The organism is Acidimicrobiia bacterium (genome assembly GCA_040880805.1).
In the GTDB taxonomy this organism is placed as follows: domain Bacteria; phylum Actinomycetota; class Acidimicrobiia; order IMCC26256; family DASPTH01; genus DASPTH01.
Genome location: JBBDHW010000048.1, coordinates 24649 through 40367 on the forward strand (window position 1 = coordinate 24649; position 15719 = coordinate 40367).

Annotated in this window: 16 protein-coding genes; 6 read left to right on the forward strand and 10 right to left on the reverse strand. The window is 67.9% G+C overall.

Annotation, left to right across the window (positions count from 1 at the left end):
- On the reverse strand, positions 1–1416 hold a 1416-nt coding region (locus tag WD271_12995), incomplete at its 3' end, for an MFS transporter (protein MEX1008746.1).
- 147 nt (positions 1417–1563) lie between these two features.
- Between WD271_12995 and WD271_13000 the strand changes: the two genes are divergently transcribed.
- Complete coding sequence (locus WD271_13000) at positions 1564–2988, forward strand: hypothetical protein (GenBank protein ID MEX1008747.1); 1425 nt, start codon at positions 1564–1566, stop codon at positions 2986–2988.
- 12 nt (positions 2989–3000) lie between these two features.
- On the opposite strand, the gene WD271_13005 is transcribed toward WD271_13000, so the two are convergent.
- From WD271_13005 to WD271_13025, 5 genes are all read right to left on the reverse strand, one after another.
- Entirely contained in the window at positions 3001–3897 is an 897-nt protein-coding gene (locus tag WD271_13005; protein ID MEX1008748.1) for a patatin-like phospholipase family protein, read from the reverse strand.
- A gap of 29 nt (positions 3898–3926) precedes the next feature.
- A complete protein-coding gene (locus WD271_13010) occupies positions 3927–5498 on the reverse strand; it encodes an MFS transporter (GenBank protein ID MEX1008749.1) in 1572 nt (523 codons plus the stop codon).
- Between the two features lie 79 nt (positions 5499–5577).
- On the reverse strand, positions 5578–5988 hold the full coding sequence (locus tag WD271_13015) for a PLDc N-terminal domain-containing protein (protein MEX1008750.1): 411 nt from the start codon (positions 5986–5988) through the stop codon (positions 5578–5580).
- Between the two features lie 31 nt (positions 5989–6019).
- Positions 6020–6304 (reverse strand): SHOCT domain-containing protein, encoded by a 285-nt coding sequence (locus WD271_13020; GenBank protein ID MEX1008751.1) that lies wholly within the window; start codon positions 6302–6304, stop codon positions 6020–6022.
- Between the two features lie 32 nt (positions 6305–6336).
- Positions 6337–6768 carry a DUF6325 family protein gene (locus tag WD271_13025; GenBank protein MEX1008752.1) on the reverse strand — a complete coding sequence of 144 codons (432 nt, stop codon included), beginning with the start codon at positions 6766–6768 and terminating at the stop codon, positions 6337–6339.
- 269 nt (positions 6769–7037) lie between these two features.
- On the opposite strand from WD271_13025, the gene WD271_13030 reads away from it, so the two are divergent.
- A complete protein-coding gene (locus WD271_13030) occupies positions 7038–7973 on the forward strand; it encodes a TIGR03564 family F420-dependent LLM class oxidoreductase (protein ID MEX1008753.1) in 936 nt (311 codons plus the stop codon).
- A 15-nt stretch (positions 7974–7988) separates the two neighbouring features.
- On the opposite strand, the gene WD271_13035 is transcribed toward WD271_13030, so the two are convergent.
- Positions 7989–8795: a TauD/TfdA family dioxygenase gene (locus tag WD271_13035; GenBank protein ID MEX1008754.1), complete on the reverse strand. Its 807-nt coding sequence runs from the start codon at positions 8793–8795 to the stop codon at positions 7989–7991.
- A 49-nt stretch (positions 8796–8844) separates the two neighbouring features.
- Here WD271_13035 and WD271_13040 point away from each other — a divergent pair, with 49 nt between their 5' ends.
- The 3 genes from WD271_13040 to WD271_13050 are packed head-to-tail and all read left to right on the forward strand — an operon-like array spanning position 8845 to position 11482.
- Complete coding sequence (locus WD271_13040) at positions 8845–9585, forward strand: NIPSNAP family containing protein (protein MEX1008755.1); 741 nt, start codon at positions 8845–8847, stop codon at positions 9583–9585.
- Positions 9582–10685, forward strand: coding sequence for an Ldh family oxidoreductase (locus WD271_13045; protein MEX1008756.1), 1104 nt, complete (start codon positions 9582–9584; stop codon positions 10683–10685). The genes WD271_13040 and WD271_13045 overlap by 4 nt, the downstream gene beginning before the upstream one ends.
- Positions 10682–11482: an enoyl-CoA hydratase-related protein gene (locus WD271_13050; protein ID MEX1008757.1), complete on the forward strand. Its 801-nt coding sequence runs from the start codon at positions 10682–10684 to the stop codon at positions 11480–11482. Before WD271_13045 ends, WD271_13050 begins: the two co-directional genes overlap by 4 nt.
- 40 nt (positions 11483–11522) lie before the next feature.
- On the opposite strand, the gene WD271_13055 is transcribed toward WD271_13050, so the two are convergent.
- Together WD271_13055 and WD271_13060 are read right to left on the reverse strand one after the other, a co-directional pair.
- The gene (locus tag WD271_13055) at positions 11523–12686 is read right to left on the reverse strand and encodes an acyl-CoA dehydrogenase family protein (protein MEX1008758.1); all 1164 of its coding nucleotides are present in this window, start codon (positions 12684–12686) and stop codon (positions 11523–11525) included.
- Positions 12686–13714 (reverse strand): acyl-CoA dehydrogenase, encoded by a 1029-nt coding sequence (locus tag WD271_13060; GenBank protein MEX1008759.1) that lies wholly within the window; start codon positions 13712–13714, stop codon positions 12686–12688. The genes WD271_13055 and WD271_13060 overlap by 1 nt, the downstream gene beginning before the upstream one ends.
- A 24-nt stretch (positions 13715–13738) precedes the next feature.
- Here WD271_13060 and WD271_13065 point away from each other — a divergent pair, with 24 nt between their 5' ends.
- The gene (locus WD271_13065; GenBank protein MEX1008760.1) at positions 13739–15277 is read left to right on the forward strand and encodes an AMP-binding protein; all 1539 of its coding nucleotides are present in this window, start codon (positions 13739–13741) and stop codon (positions 15275–15277) included.
- A 3-nt stretch (positions 15278–15280) separates the two neighbouring features.
- Here WD271_13065 and WD271_13070 read toward each other — a convergent pair whose 3' ends face one another.
- Positions 15281–15709 (reverse strand): nitroreductase family deazaflavin-dependent oxidoreductase, encoded by a 429-nt coding sequence (locus tag WD271_13070; protein ID MEX1008761.1) that lies wholly within the window; start codon positions 15707–15709, stop codon positions 15281–15283.
- Positions 15710–15719: the final 10 nt, after the last annotated feature.

Sequence of the window (15719 nt, forward strand, 5' to 3'; positions counted from 1 at the left end):
CTCGACGACGAGTGAGATGTCGCGCTTCATGAAGCGGCTCCCCGACATCACGAGCGCGCCACCGATCAGAGCCGCCGGCGGCACGACGACCAAGAGCGCGGTCCGTTCGCCGTAGTCGCTGGCGATCGCGGCGACCGCGAGCCCGCCGAAGAAGCCGCCGAGCAAGAAGATGTAGAAGCCGATGAGCGCAAACGCCTGCGAGCGCATGCGGTACGGGACGACGGCCGAGATGGTCGGCCCTACCTGCGTGAACGCTGCGAGCTGGCATGCGTTCGCGATCGCGACGAGCAGGATGAGCGGCTCGACGGCGCTGAGCTGTGATCCGATGGTGAGGAACACGCCGTACGCGATGACGAGGACGCCAAAGATTCGCACCGCGTTGCGCGGGTCGCGGCGGAACAGCCGGTCGCCCATCCGTCCCGCGAGCGGGATCACGAAGAGGGCCGGGAGATAGGTGAGGGAGAGCACCCAGCCCCGCTTGTACGCGTCGAAGTGGTACGTCTCGTCGAAGAGGAAGCTGAGCCGCACCGGCACGCTGACGAGCGCGAAGCCGAGCACGCCGATCCCGAGGATGAGGTACCGGAAGCTCTTGACCTTGCGCAGGCGCGCGGCCGCGGCGCTGAGGCGTACGGGCGGGTCCTGCGAGCTGTCGAGGAGACGGCCGAGGATCGCTTCCTGCTCGTTGCGACCCCGCTCGGGTTCGCGCGTGAACACCAGCACGATCGCGACGAACAGAGCGGGAATCGCGACCGCGACCATCGCCCAGCGCCAGCCCTCGACACCGCCCGCCCACCCGGCGACCGCGCCGACGAAGAACGGCCCGACCACCAGCCCTGCCGGACGTCCGAGGTTCTCCATCGCGAACATGCGCGTCCGCACACCGATGGGGTACTGGTCGGCGATGAGCGCCGGCGAGATCGGGATCCGCGCCGAGCCGCCGAAACCGGCGCCCGCGCGCGCGACGGCCATCTGCAAGCCGTTCGTGACCGCCCCCGTGAGCGCCATGAACGCGGCCCACACGAACGTTGCCGCAGCCAGGATGCGCGTGCGCACATAGCGGTCGGCGAGCCACGCGAACGGGAGCGTGGCGACGACGAGCACCACGCCGCCGAGCGAGATGAGTCCTTGCAGCGTGGTCTTGTCGACGCCGAGCGTTCGCTGGATGTCGGGGGCCAGCACCTGCAGCGCGACCTGATCGAGGGTCTCGATCATGCTCACGAGCAGGAGGGCGAGGATCATCACGATCCCACCCGTCTCGAGCCCGGCACGGAGCGGCATGACTTCGCCGCCCACGCCCGGCAGGAGATCGTCGGGGAGGACTTCGCCGGCCTCGGCAGTGGCCTGCGCGTCCCGGCGCGCCTCCTCCTCCCGAAGGACGACGGCTGTGAGCGCGGCGGCGTCGTTCGGGTCGGACATCGAGAAGTTCTTCCCCCAAACCGACGCTCGGCCAAATGGGACGGCCGCGCTCGCGCCGTCCCTTCGTGGGGGTTAACTTACCAACGGATATCGGTACTGTTATTGCCGGGCGGGGTGCGAAGCCCCGCAGAGTTGGGGGGAAAACCGATGCTCCGGACGCCGTATCGCTTCGTCGTGCTCGCCTGCACGGCTGCGCTGTGCATGACTCTGCTGGCAGGGCCGGGCGCCGCGTCCGTGCCCCGCGTACAACAGGGAATCAACAAGGACTCGGTCGACGTCGTCGTGCTCGTTGCCGACCTCGACGGCCTGCGAGCGCAAGGCTTCAATCTGCCGGCCAAGCTCACGACCGGGAACCTCGAAAAGCGGTGGGAGGGCTACTTCGACTCGTACGGCAAGATCAACGGCCGTTCGATCAACGTGACCCCGGTTACCTGGAACCCGGTCGACCCGAAGAGCTTCGAGCCGGCGTGCGTCAAGGCCACCCAGGACAACCACCCGTTCGCGGTTCTCAACGCGAACGGGTACCGGGCGTCGAGTGTCGGCTGCATCACGGTCGACAACGGCACGTTCATGTTCTACGGCGAGGCCGTGTACAAGGGCCTGCAGCAGGCGTCCGGGAAGAAGCTCGTGAGCCTCGGCGTGCCTGCGGAGGAAGCAGCGAAAACCGGCATCTCCATCGCGAACAAGCAGAAGTTCTTCCCGAAGACCGCCAAGATCGGCTTGCTGTCGGGGAACGAGCCCGCGATCAAGGCCGCCGGCGACACCGCGGAGAGCGAGCTGAAGAAGGCGGGTTACACGATCGCGCCGGGCGGGAAGGTCGAGATCAACATCGTCGGCCAGGACTCAGCGGCCCAAGCGCGTGACGCGAGCGCGGCAGTGGCCACCATGCAGGCTGCCGGTGTCGACACCGTGATCGTCGTCGTGCCGTTCACAGTGAACTCGTCGTTCTTCGACGAGGCGAACAAGTCGGGTGCGGGCTTCAAGTACATGCTCGTCGACGCGTCGAGCTCGCTGTGCACCCAGTTCGGTGCGAGCCGGGTGCCGGGCCCCGTTGCGGCGGGCAACGTGCCGTGCGTGACCACGTGGGACACGCGAGCCGTAGCTGCGAAGAACGCGGTGAAGAAGGACAACGCCTTCGAGGCGAAGTGCCGCAAGGTCATGGACGCGACGTTCAACGAGACCACCCAGCCGGGCGTGCCCGCGGGTGACACCACCGATGCCAACGGCCAGACGCTCACTGAAGACCTTGCGCCGAACGAATGCGTCATGGCTGACCTCTTCGTGCAGGCTCTGAAGAAGGCCGGGAAGAATCCGACCACCAACAAGCTCTACGACGCGTTCCTCACTCTCAAGAGCAACCCGGCCGCGTACATGTCGAACGGCACGGGCGGCTTCTCGAAGACCAAGCCGTACTTCGCGAACCAGGTGCACCTGGAGATCCTCAACCTGGCGAACACCCAGACACCGAAGGACGCCAACGGGCTCTACGCAGGATGTCCGGCTCCGGTGACCTGCTGGGTGCCGCAGCTCATCGATGGGTCCGAGTGGTTCCGCGTGCAGGCCTCTACGTAATTACCTGCGTACTCACGTCTCGGACCAGAAGGCGCCGAGGCGGTCGGCGTTTTGGCGACCCTGGCGGATACCGGTCTCCGCGGCCGCGAGGGAACGCGTGCTGTCCATGAGGTTCAGCCCGAGCATCGCTGCCGCCTCGTCGTCGGGCACGAGCATCTCGACGGTGGCGCCGGCGTCCGTGAGCACGCCGAGTTCGTCCTCCATGCGCCGCCGGTAGCGCTCCATGCGCGGATCCGGCGTGGTCGCGAGCCGCGACGCGCCCATGAGAGAAACGATCAACACGCGGTCGTGTCCCTCGGCAAGATCGGCGTTGGTCCCGGAACGCATCCCGCCGTCGATGTAGCGATGGCCATCGATCGTGATCGGTGGGAACACGCCCGGGACCGCGCAGCTCGACGCGACCGCGCGCGGCAGCTCCGCCTGGTTCCCGCCGTCCCACACGATGAACGCACCGGTCTCCGCGTCGACCGCGGTGCATGCGTACCGGCGCGGCCATCCGTCGCCATCGAGGTGGCGGAAGTTGTCGACGAACCGCTGTTCGGGGACGGTCTCGGCCTCGAGCGCGAACTTGCCGATGCGGGCGCGTGTCCTCTCGGGATCGGCAGAGTCGGTCATGGCGCTGGCCATGATCGACATCAGCTGTTGCATCTGCGCACCGGGAGCCGCCGCGGCGGCGGCAGTCGCGGTTGTTGATACACGACGCGCATCGGCCTGGCGGTAGCGCTCGACCTGCTCGTTGAGGTTACGCCCGAGCGCGATCTGGGCGCCGACGACCGACCCAGCCGACGTGCCAACAATGAAGTCGGCGCCGGCGAGGTGCACATCTTCTTCCGCGAGTCCGACGGTGAGTCCTGATTGCCATGCGATGCCGACCGGTCCACCACCGCTCAACACGAGAGCGCGTGTCATAGGGGACAGTCTTAGCGCATGTCAGATGATCACGCGGACGCGGGCGCCGAGGCCGGTTCAGTGGGTAACCGTCGGCTGAAGAAGAGCGCGACGAGCGCGAAGCCCGCGAGCAGCGCCAGCGACGACCGCAACCCGGCCAACCGCGCGGTTGCGTTCTCGTCGACGATCGCGGTCGCCGTCTTGGGAGGCACGCCCGCATCGTCGAGCGCGGCCTCGAGATCGGCGTCCGAGATGAACGGGACGCCGCTGGTCAGCTCGGTCTGCGCCTTCGACGTGAGGTCGGCCGGCACCGCCGGGTTTCCCTCGATCCCGGTGAAGAACGAGCTCGTGAGGCTCGCGATGAGCACCGCACCTGCGAGTGCGGTCCCGATTGACGCGCCGAGGTTCGTCATCGTGTTCTGCACGCCCCCGACCTGGCCCGTCTGCTCGTCGGGTACGGACGACACGGTCACACCGCCGAGTTGCGACGCCAGGGCACCGATGCCCAGCCCGGCGAGCAACATCGGCAAGGTCACGATCTCGGGCCCTGCGCCTTCTTCGAGCGCGGCGATCAGCACTGCGAGACCGACGAAGAGCGCGAGGAATCCGAGTTGGACAACTCGACGCGGCGACGCGTTCGGGAAGACCTTCGGGATCCCGGCGGCGGCCAGGAGCAACGTGATCGACAGGGGCATGATCCGTACCCCCGTCTCGATGGCGGAGAGGCCGAGCGCGACCGACAGGTACAGCGGCACGACGAAGAACAACCCCATCATCACGAGGTACTGGAAGAAGAAGGCGGTGAGGCCGCTCCGGAGGCGCGCGATCCGGAGCAAGGCAGGGTCGACGAGCGGCACGCCGCCGCGGTCGATCAGTCGTTGCTCCCAGCTGAGGAAGCACCACAGCACGAGCGCGCCGCCGAAGATCAGCCAGATGGCGGGTGACAGCCCCAACCACTCGGGCGCGTCGGGCTTGGGTTGCACCAGCCCCCACACGCCGGCCCGCAGGATCCCGAACACGACGAGCCCCAGACCCGAGGCCGACAGCACCGCGCCGACGACGTCGAGACGTTCGTGACCCTCGGGTGGTACGTCGGCCATCTTGCGCGAGAGGGCCAGGATGCCGAGCACGACGAGCACCTCGCCGGCGAACACCAGTCGCCACGACAGATACGTGGTGAACAAGCCGCCGATGATCGGCCCCGCGGCGACTGCGATCGCGCCCGCCGAAGCCACCAGCCCGTACGCGCGGGGCCGGCCCTCGCGTGGGAAGTTCGCCGCGACGAGCGCGACGATCGCGGGCATGATCAGTGCGGCGCCGATCCCTTCGAGGAACGACCAGCCGAAGATCAGGACCGTGAGATTCGGCGCGAGCGCAGTGGTGAACGAGCCCGCGCCGTAGATCACGCAGCCGATCGAGAACGCGCGCCGGCGGCCGATCAGCTCACCGATCTTGCCGCCGGTAATCATGAACGACGCCATGACCAGCGTGTAGAGCGTGATGGCGGTCTGGATGCCGGTGACCGTGGTGCCGACGTCCTTGGCGACGGTCGCGATCGACACGTTCATCACCGAACTGTCGAGAGCCATGAGGAACTGGCCCGCGCAGAGCGTCAGCAGCACGACACGGGTCGCGCTGCCCGACGGTGCCCTACCCGGTGATGATGGCGCGCTCACGTCGAGGTGACGAGACGCTCAGTTCTCAGGCGAGCGCCTTCGCCTTGAGCTGCTCGAACTCCGCGTCGCTGATGACGCCCTGGCTCTTGAGGTCGGCGAGGCGCGAGAGCTCGTCGGCGGTGCTGCCGCTCGACGCGGTCGACTGCACGTACTGCTTGAACTGCTCGTCGGCCTTCTGCTGCTGCGCCGCCGCGCGCTCGGCCATCGAGCCGCCGCGGGCGATCAGGTACACGAACACTCCGAGGTACGGAACGACGATCACGAAGATGATCCATGCCGCCTTGCCGAGGCCACCCATGGTGTGGTCGCGGAAGATGTCGGCGAACACCATGATCAGCAACCAGATCCAGATGAAGAAGAGGAAGAACCAGAGCATGGAGAGGAACACCTCTCCGACGTGCCAGCTGTTACCGAGGATCATCGAGATAACTCCCATCTAGGTTTGCGCGGCCATTCGGAGCCGTCGGTCAAATGCCGAGGATCTGTGCCTTCTTCGCCGAGAACTCCTCATCAGTGAGGATGCCTTGTTCGTGCAGCTGCGCGAGTTGCGTGAGCTCGGCATTCATGTCGGGCTCCGCTGCCGCGGGAGCAGGTGGCGGTGCAGCCGCCGCGGCCGCGGCCTGCTGCTGGTCGTACTGCGCTTGGTCCTGCGCGGCGTACTTCTCTTGTTGGTGATGCCGCACGCTTCCGGAAACGACGGTCGCCGTGCCCACCACCGCTGCGGTGCGCAGGAGGGGGCGTCCTCTTCTCATGAGTGGCATTGAAATCTCCTCTTGTCGATGGTTCAGTTTGCCGCGTCGCGGTCGGCCAGGATCTCGTCGAGCGCCGCCGGCGGGATCGGGATCCGCGCGAGCAGTTGCCCTCCGGAGTGCACGACCGCGTCACGGAATCTGGTGGCCCACACGTTCTCGAAGAGGAGGATGGCGGCAGAGGAATTCGGCTCGAGTCCCTCGGCCAGGTCTTCGACGTCCTCGTCGGAGATCAGCCCTGCGAGCTCTTCGACGAGCGGATCGAACGCGCCGCGAGCATCCGGGTGGAGATCCTCGAGCTCGATTCCGGCAGCGTTGCCGTCGGCGTCCTTCGCCACGAAGACGAGGTCGATCACGCGGATCGTCCCCGACTCGACGAGCTCCTGGAGCGCGGGAGCGATCTCGCCGCTGAACTGGTTCCCGGGGAACTCCACGAGCACGACCTCTACCGGCCCGAGTTCGGCCATCGTTCCGCTCCTTCCGGCGCCGCGCCTGGCGGGCACTCGACGGTTGTCGGGCGACAGCATGGCGTAGATCGGAGGTACGGCGCCATCCTGACCATTTCGTTGTCGCCTCGGTCACAAATGGCCCGCATGAGCGACGCGTACGGCGCCGAGGAATCGCCCTTCCAGCACCGTGCGCCGCGTCCGGCGTGGAGGCGCTGGGGAACAGGAGATCGCAAGGACTTTCGCGCGCATCAAGACCGCGTGCGCGGGATCGTGAAAGGCTGCCGATCGTGCGGATCGGAGTGTTCATCGGCGACGTGAGTGGTCGTCGTACCGACGTGGACGAGTTGCTCGACGCGGCGCGGGACGCCGAGGCGCGCGGGTTCACCACGGGGTGGGTGCCCCACATCCCCTGGAGCCTCGACGGCCTCACCGCGCTCGCACTGGCCGGCCAGGTGACGAACACGATCGAGCTCGGCACCGCGGTGATGCCCACGTATCCCCGTCACCCGTTGGCGATGGCGCAACAGGCGATGTCGACGCAGGCAGCGACCGAGGGTCGACTCGCGCTGGGCATCGGGCCGTCGCACCCGGTGGTCATCGAAGGGATGCACGGGCTCGCGTACGCGGCGCCTGCCCGTCACACGCGGGAGTACGTGGAGGTGCTGCGCGCCGCGTTCGCCTGCACGGGAAACGTGGAGCATCACGGGGAGTTCTTCGACTTCGCGTCGATGCTCGAGGTACCCGGCGCGTCGCCCGCTCCCATTCTGGTTGCTGCGCTCGCCCCGCAGATGTTGAAGCTGGCCGGCGAGGTTGCCGACGGCACCATTACCTACTGGGCGAACGAGCGAGCGCTGACGGAGCACATCGTGCCGCGCATCACTCGCGCGGCGGAGGCGGCGGGCAACCCGGCGCCCCGCGTCGTCGTCGGTCTTCCGGTCGCGGTCTGCGCGGATCCCGACGCCGGACGCGAGCGCGCGGCTCGACTCTTCGGGGCATACAACGCGATCCCTACCTACCGGCGCATCATGGCGCGGGGCGGTGACGCGGCGCCCGAGGCAGTCGCGATCATCGGCACCGAATCAGAGGTGCACGCGCGTCTGCGCGCGTACGCCGACACAGGTGCAACCGACCTGTGCGCTGCACCCTTGGGCCTCGACACCGACTCCGACGCGTCCCGCGCCCGCACCGTGGACCTGCTCGCGTCGTTGACCCCCGACTTCTGACCCCTCCAACGCGCGTCAGACGGGGATGTCACCGGCGATCGTGACGCGGTGGAGTACCCGCTCGCCGTTCGCGACGTCGGCAACTACCGCGTGCTGGGTGCAGCGGTTGTCCCAGATGATGAGATCGCCCACCTGCCAGTGGTGTCGCCACGTGTACTCCGGCCGACACCCTTGCGCGTAGAGGTAGTCGAGGAGCGGCTTGCTCTCGGCTTCGGTCCAGCCCTCGAAGTGGCTGGTGTAGTTGCCGTTCACGAACAGCGAGCGCTTGCCGGTTTCGGGATGCGTGCGCACGACCGGATGCACCGCGGTGACCGCCTCGCGGTCGAGCCCAGCTTCCTTGGCAAGCTCGGTGCCCTTGTGTACGGCGCGCAGGCTGTGGACCGTGGCGCGCAGCCCGGGCGAGAGACCCTCGTACGCGAGGTACTGGTTGGCGAACATCGTGTCGCCGCCGTACGGCGGGATCTGGCGCCCGAGCAGCAGCGTGAGCGCAGGAGGCGCGGCGAGGTGCGTGGTGTCGGCGTGCCACGTGGTGGTGACCGGAGTGGGGTCGGACACTCGCATCACGCCGGGATACCCGTCGATCGACGGCACGTAAGGATGGATCGAGATCTCGCCCCACTGCTTCGCGAACTCGAGCTCATCCTCCGGACGAATGTGCTCCTGGCCGCGGATGCAGATGACGAGGTGCTCGCAGAACGCGTCGTGAATGACCTCGAAGATCGCGTCGTCGACGGGTTGTGCGAGATCGACGCCGGTGACGATTGCACCGAGCGCACCTGCTTCGCGACTGACGGAGATGCCGGACCTGACCGTGCTCGTCACCAGATCACCTTGGCCTTTGGCCGAAACCTGCTCCGATACGCTACCGAACGTGAACGAAAAGGTGTACATCCACGAGTTCATCGACATTCTCGGCCACAACCGTGTCAACTACATGCATCACATGACGGCGAACTGGAGCCCGATCGCACAGGAGGAGCGGCGCCAGCTCTGCTTCGGGGTCTGGGCAGTGATCGGCACCACCCGCGGGTGGCCGCAGGTCGTGAACATGTGGGAGGAAGACGGCTTCAACGGGTTGAGCCGATCGCTCGACCGCGAGTGCAACAACCCGTCGGTGCAGGACCCGAAGCTGGCGAAGTGGTGGGCGGAGGCGGCCAACTACCGCCGCCGGGGCGAGGACCGCGTGCTGGTTCCGGCCCAGTGGACCCGCACGATCGAGGAGCTCTGCGCCGACGGCGTGCGCGGCGACGTCTACGCGCACGAGCAGTTCCAGCTCCCGCAGGGAACGTCGGCGTCGTTCCTCGAGGCGGTGCGCGACGAAGCCGTCGAGGCGTTCGCGAAGTTCGGTTGGGAGCTCGCCGGAGCGTGGGAGACGGCAATGGTGAACGAGTCGGAGTGCTTTCTGCTCTGGTCGATCCCCACGTTCGGCCAGTGGGGTGCAGTCGAAGCCGCGCAACGCAGCGATGCAGGCCTGGCGCGCTGGCGCCAACGTACGTACGACCTTTCCACGCACCAACACCGATTCCTGCTCGTCGACGCGCCGCTCTCGCCGATGCGCGCCGGCCGCCAGCCCACGCGTGACGACCGGCATGCGGGCTGGGAAGACCTGTGACCGAAAACCGTGTCATTGGCAACCGCGTGGTCGGCGCGGGCGCGCTGCGCGCGTTCTCCGCTGACGTGCTCCGCGCACTCGGCGCCGACACGAGCACCGCGGCGCTCGTCGCCGAGTCGCTGGTCGACGCCGACCTACGCGGGATCGACTCGCACGGCATCCACCTCCTCGACCTCTACTGCACGCGCATCGGCAAGGGGCAGCTCGACCCTCGCGCCGTGATCCGCGTCGTCGACGACCGTGGTTCGGTGGTGCATCTCGACGGCGGCTTGGGCTTCGGGCAGCCGTGCGGTGTGCGTGCGATCGATCTCGGGATCGAGCGCGCTCGTGAGTACGGAATCGCGTCGGCGCTCGCGCGCGAGACCACGCATCTCGGCGCGCTCGGCTACTACACACGCCGCGCAGCGGAAGCCGGTTGCGTCGCGCTCGCGTTCCAGAACGGGCCCACGATCGTCCCGCCGTTCGGGTCTACCACTCCGTTGTTCTCCACGAACCCGTTCTCCTACGCCTTCCCGGCCGCCGAAGAGCCGCCGATCGTGTTCGACATCGCGACCACGGCCGTTGCCGGCAACAAGCTGCTGCTCGCGAAGAAGCGCGGCGACCCCACGATCCCCGAGGGCTGGGCCAACGACGACGAGGGCAGGCCCACCACCAACACGGAGCGCGCGTCGGTCCACCATCTCCAATGGTTCGGCGGCCACAAAGGCTTCGGCATCGGATTCCTTGTGGAGCTGATGGCGGGCGTCGCTGCGGGCAGCAGCTTCGGACGTACCGAGGACACCGCGTCGCCCGCCCGCGGGGGCGACCGCGTGGCGAAGGGCTTCCAGTTCGTCGTGATCGACGCCGAGCGATTCATGCCCGCGGCCGAGCTCCGGGCGCGCGTCGACACACTGATCCGGGACGTGCACGCGAGCGCGGCAGCTGACGGTGTCGATCACGTGTACGTTCCCGGCGAGATCGAGCACGACACACGGGAGCAACGCCTTGCGGAGGGGATCCCGCTCGCCGACGGCGTGGTCGATGTGTTGAACGCGATCGCCTCCGATGTCGGGGTGCCACGGCTCTTCGACGACACCCGAATGGCAAAGGACCGCGCATGACCGACTACTACGGCTACTCGACGATCGCGACGTCACTCGACGACGGGATCCTCCGCGTCACGCTCAACCGGCCCGACCGGCTCAACGCGCTCGACCGACCGATGCACAAGGAGCTCCGGACGCTGTTCGAGCGCATTGCGCACGACGCCGACGTGAAGGTGGTCGTCGTCACCGGTGCGGGGCGGGCGTTCTGCGTCGGTGCCGATTTCCAGCAGATGCGGGACAACCTCGCCGCCGCCGACTACCCCGACGGCCGGCCCGACATGCTGGCCGACGGCGCCGACATCGCGCGGGGCATCCTGCGTGTCCGGCAACCGATGGTCGCGATGGTCAACGGGCACGCGCTCGGCATCGGTGCGACGCTCGCGTTGTTCTGCGACGTCGTGTACATGTCGTCGGCGGCGAAGATCGGCGACCCGCATGTGCAAGCCGGCATCGTCGCCGGCGACGGCGGCTGTGTGCTCTGGCCGATGCTCCTCGGCATCAACCGCGCCAAGGAATACCTGATGACCGGCGACCTGCTCTCCGCTGAGGACGCCGACCGCATGGGTCTCGTGAACCACGTGGTCGCGCCCGAGGCGTTGGAGGACGCAGGCATGGCGATGGCACGACGCCTCGCCGCCGGGCCGACGCACGCGATCCAGTTCAACAAGCGCGTCGTCAACAAGATGCTCGAGGATCAGGTCTCGCGCCTCTACGATCTCTCGCTCGCGCTCGAGTGCGTCACGTTCGAGACCGCCGACCACCACGAGGCCGTCGAGGCGTTCCTCGAGAAGCGCGAGCCCACGTTCGGTTGACTCGGCACAAGCCGTCGAGGTCGACTACGAGCATCAACGGTCATCGTGGAAGCCCGAGCCCTCTCTGTGCGATGAGGTTTCGCTGGATCTCGCTGGTACCGCCCGCGAGCGTCGTGCCGGGCGCGAACCGGTAGCAGTACTCGAAGAAGCCGTCGATCTGTCCGGCGCGGTCGATGCTGCGCACGAGCCCCTCGGACCCGGCGAGGTCGATGGCCCAGCCCGCGGCGCGCGTGAACGAGTCGCTCGCGAACAACCGCACCGCCGCGCCGTCGGTGCCCGGGAGACGGCCTGATGCCGCGACCCACGCGGCGCGTCCGGCAAGCAGGTCCGACACCTCGTTGTCGATCGCGAGCCGCACCAGGCGCTCGCGCACGACGGGATCGTCGATCAGGGCCGAGCTTCCGTCGTCGGGAACGCGTTGCGCGAACTCCTCGACGACGCGGAGCAGCCGTTCACCGTCGCGCACACCCCCCGCGAGCCCGCGCTCGAACGACAGCGCAACGAGCATCACTTGCCACCCGCCGTCGATCTCGCCGACGCGCCACTCGTCGCTCACGTGCACACCGTCGAGGAACGTGATGTTGACGCGTTTGCCCGGAAGTGTGCGGACTTCCTGCAAGGTGATGCCGGGAGTGTCCATCGGCACGAGGAAGAAGGTGAGCCCGGCATGCTTCGGGCCTTCGGTGTTCGTGCGGGTGAGCAGGAAGATCCAGTCGGCCTCCTCGGCGACGCTGGTGAACATCTTCTGGCCGTCGATCTGCCAGCCGTCGGCATCTCTCACAGCACGGGTGCGCGCGGCTGCGACGTCGGAGCCGGAGTCGGGCTCCGTGTAACCGAGGCAGACCATCGTGTCGCCCGACAGCAGCCGCGGGAGCACGTCGTGGCGGATCATCTCGTTCCCGACGCGCGCGAGCACCGACGACACCATCACCACGTTGCTCAGACCGTCGTACGGCGCGCCGGCTCGCTCGAGCTCGGCGAAGAGCGCCGCAAGCTCCTCGGGATCGCGGCCGCCACCACCCTGGGCCTCGGGGAGCGCCTGCGCGATCCACCCGCGCTCGCCGATTGCCCGGTGCAGCGGCCAGCTGTGGATCGTGCCGGTCTCGTGGACCTGGTCGCGCACCTCATCGGTGAAGTTGGCGGCGATCAGTTGTCGCACCTCTTCCCGGAATCGTTCTGTTGCCTCCGACGCCATGAAGTCCATCAGCGCGCCCCAGTGGGTGATCCGTAGCGGTGCGCGGCGAGTCGTCGGTATTCGCGGACAGGCGCGTCGAGCACGAGCGGCCAGCCCTTGGCGCGCCGGTAATAGAGCTGGATGTCGTATTCCTGCATGTACCCGTAACCGCCATGGAAGTGCAGCGCGCGCTCGGACGCGCGCTGCGCTTGCTCGGAGGCGAACAGGAACGCCATCGCCGCGAGGTCCGGCGCGTCGGCGTGGTCGGAATCGAACGCCCACGCCGCCTTACGGGCGAGCAGCTGCGCACCGTCGAGCGCGACGGTGACGTCGGCGAGCGTGTGCTGGATGGCCTGGAAGGATCCGATCGGCTTGCCGAACTGCTGCCGCTCGGTGACGTACGTGCGTGCCAGCTCCAAGGCACCGCGGCCGAGACCGGCGAGCGCGGCCGCGGTGAGCGCGCGCCACTCCGCCAGCCCGGTCTCGTACAGCTCGTGCGCGACGGCACCCGACGCGACGACGGTGCCTCCCGCGATCGCCCGATGCGCGAGCGGTGCCGACGCGAGGTTCGGCACCGCGACGCCGGGAGGATCGGTGGTGACGAGGAGGAGATCGTCACCCTCGAGCGCGAGCAGGAGGTGCGCGACCGCGCCGGCGGGCACGAGGCGCGCCATGCCGTCGACGGCGGGACGGAGTGCGATGGTCGCGATGGTCGTGCCGTCGACGACGCCGTGAGGGACAACGCCGTCGGGGAGGTCACCCGACACGCGCGCGAGCAGCCGTGCGGCAACGACGTGCTCGACGAGCGGCACCGGCGCGAGGTACTGCCCGAACACCGTCACCGCGAGCGCGAGCTCGAGCAGCCCGGCACCACCACCCCCGTTCGCTTCCGGAATGGCAATTCCCGGCCCGCCGGCGGCAACCACCTGGGACCAGAGCATGGGAGCGAACCCGAGGGTCTCGTGCAGCCGGACAGTCTCCGGTGCGCAGTTGCGTTCGGCGATCGAGGTGAAGAGGTCGACGAGCGCGGTCTGCTCGTCGCTCAGTTCGAGGTCCACGAGGCTCTATATAACATCCCTCTCGTGCTTGATCGAGTCTGCCTGGCTCCGCACGCGGTCGCGCGGTGGGCCGACGAGACTCCCGATGCGATCGCGCTCGAACACGTCGACGGCGAGCGCGTCACCTACACGGAGCTGAATACGCAGAGCCGCGCGTGGGCGTCGGCACTCGAAGCTCTCGGAGTGAGCGCCGGAGACCATGTCGCGACGATGCTCCCGAACACGTTCGATTCGCACCGCGCGGTGATCGGCCTCGGGTGGCTGCGCGCCGTCGAAGTGCCGCTCAACACGGCGTACGTCGGTCGCATGCTCGCCTACGCCCTCGACCACGCCGATGCCACCACTCTCGTGCTGACGTCCGAGTACTCCGATCAGGTGGCGGCGATCCGGAATGAAGTTCCGAAGTTGGAGAGGGTGGTGGTCGTCGACGACGACGAATTCCGCCACGCCGCGGGTGCCGGGCGAGACCGCGAGTGGCCGGGGCCGGAGTATCGCGACATCCATTCGCTCATGTACACGTCGGGAACCACCGGGCCGTCGAAGGCGGTGATCACTCCGTGGGCGGTGATGTACCAGTTCTGGTCGTGGGTGCCCGACGACGCGCTCGGCGCGGGCGAGGGTCTGTATTGCACGATGCCGATGTTCCACAACTCCGGTCGGTCGGCGTTCAACTACGCGATGGTGCGCGGCGCGCGTTTCGTTGTGCGCGATCGGTTCAGCGCTAACAGCTTCTGGGACGATGTGCGTGCCACTGACTGTCGCACCGCCGCGCTCATCGGCCCGATGACCGCGTTGCTCTACTCGGCACCGCCGTCGCCCGACGACGCCGACAACCCGCTGCGCGACGTGATCCTCGGCCCGATGATCCCCGAGATCGACGACTTCGAGCGGCGGTTCGCGGTGCGCACGGCCACCTGTTACGGGCAGACCGAGGTGGGTATCCCGATCTCCACCGGCTGGGATCATGGCCCATGGGCAAACTGTGGTCGCACGCGCACCGACTACCCGTGGCCCGACGCGGTGGTCGTCAACGAGTACGACGAGCCGCTTCCGCCCGGTGAAGTGGGCGAGCTGGTCGTCCGCAGCGCCGAGCCGTGGGCGCTCAACGTCGGGTACTACAAGATGCCCGAGCAGACCGTGGAGGCATGGCGGAACGGGTGGTTCCACACCGGCGACGCGTTCCGCGTCGACGAAGACGGCTGGTACTACTTCGTCGACCGCCTGCGCGATGCGATCCGTCGGCGCGGGGAGAACATCTCGTCGTTCGAGGTAGAGACGAACGTCTGTGAGTACGACGACGTGCTCGAGTGTGCGGCCATCGGCGTGCCCGCAGTGCACGGTGAGGACGACGTGCTCGTCGCCGTGATCGTGCGCGACCCGTCGAGTTTCGATCCCGCCGCGCTCTGCGAGTTCCTGGAGCCGCGGATGCCGCGCTTCATGCTGCCGCGCTACGTGGAGGTGGTCGACGATCTCCCGCGCACCGAGGCGTCGATGCGGGTGCGCAAGCACGAGATCCGTGCCCGCGGCGTCACCGGCCGCACCTACGACCGCGAGAAGAAATAAGAACTAACGCCGCTCGAGTATGACGACGGGGATCTCGCGTTCCGTTCTGGACTGGTAGGTGTCGTAGCTCGGCCAGACCTCGGTCATGGTGGCCCACAGGCGCGCTTTCTCCTCGGGCGTGGCCGTGCGTGCGGTCGCCGGGAACCGGTCGCCGAGCACCTGTACGTGCACCTCGGGGTTGGCCGACAGGTTGCGGTACCACTGCGGGTGCCTCGGCGCACCGCCCACCGACCCCACGATCAGGTACGTGTCACCGTCCTGGCCGTAGATCAACGCGTGCTTGCGCGTCTCACCGGACTTGCTCGCCTTCGTGGTGAGCACGAGGCACGGCGCGCCGTTCCAGATGTGACCCTCGGCGCCGTCGGTCTCTTCGTAGCGGGCCACGTGGGCGTCGCCGAACAGGCTGAGATCGAGCGGTTGTCGTTGGGTCATGCCGCATACG

Excerpts from the sequence above, each read along its gene's own strand:
- WD271_13000 (MEX1008747.1), top strand. The coding sequence starts at position 1,564 with ATGCTCCGGACGCCGTATCGCTTCGTCGTGCTCGCCTGCACGGCTGCG.
- WD271_13005 (MEX1008748.1), bottom strand. The coding sequence starts at position 3,897 with ATGACACGCGCTCTCGTGTTGAGCGGTGGTGGACCGGTCGGCATCGCA.
- WD271_13015 (MEX1008750.1), bottom strand. The coding sequence starts at position 5,988 with ATGGGAGTTATCTCGATGATCCTCGGTAACAGCTGGCACGTCGGAGAG.
- WD271_13020 (MEX1008751.1), bottom strand. The coding sequence starts at position 6,304 with ATGAGAAGAGGACGCCCCCTCCTGCGCACCGCAGCGGTGGTGGGCACG.
- WD271_13025 (MEX1008752.1), bottom strand. The coding sequence starts at position 6,768 with ATGGCCGAACTCGGGCCGGTAGAGGTCGTGCTCGTGGAGTTCCCCGGG.
- WD271_13050 (MEX1008757.1), top strand. The coding sequence starts at position 10,682 with ATGACCGACTACTACGGCTACTCGACGATCGCGACGTCACTCGACGAC.
- WD271_13055 (MEX1008758.1), bottom strand. The coding sequence starts at position 12,686 with ATGGACTTCATGGCGTCGGAGGCAACAGAACGATTCCGGGAAGAGGTG.
- WD271_13070 (MEX1008761.1), bottom strand. The coding sequence starts at position 15,709 with ATGACCCAACGACAACCGCTCGATCTCAGCCTGTTCGGCGACGCCCAC.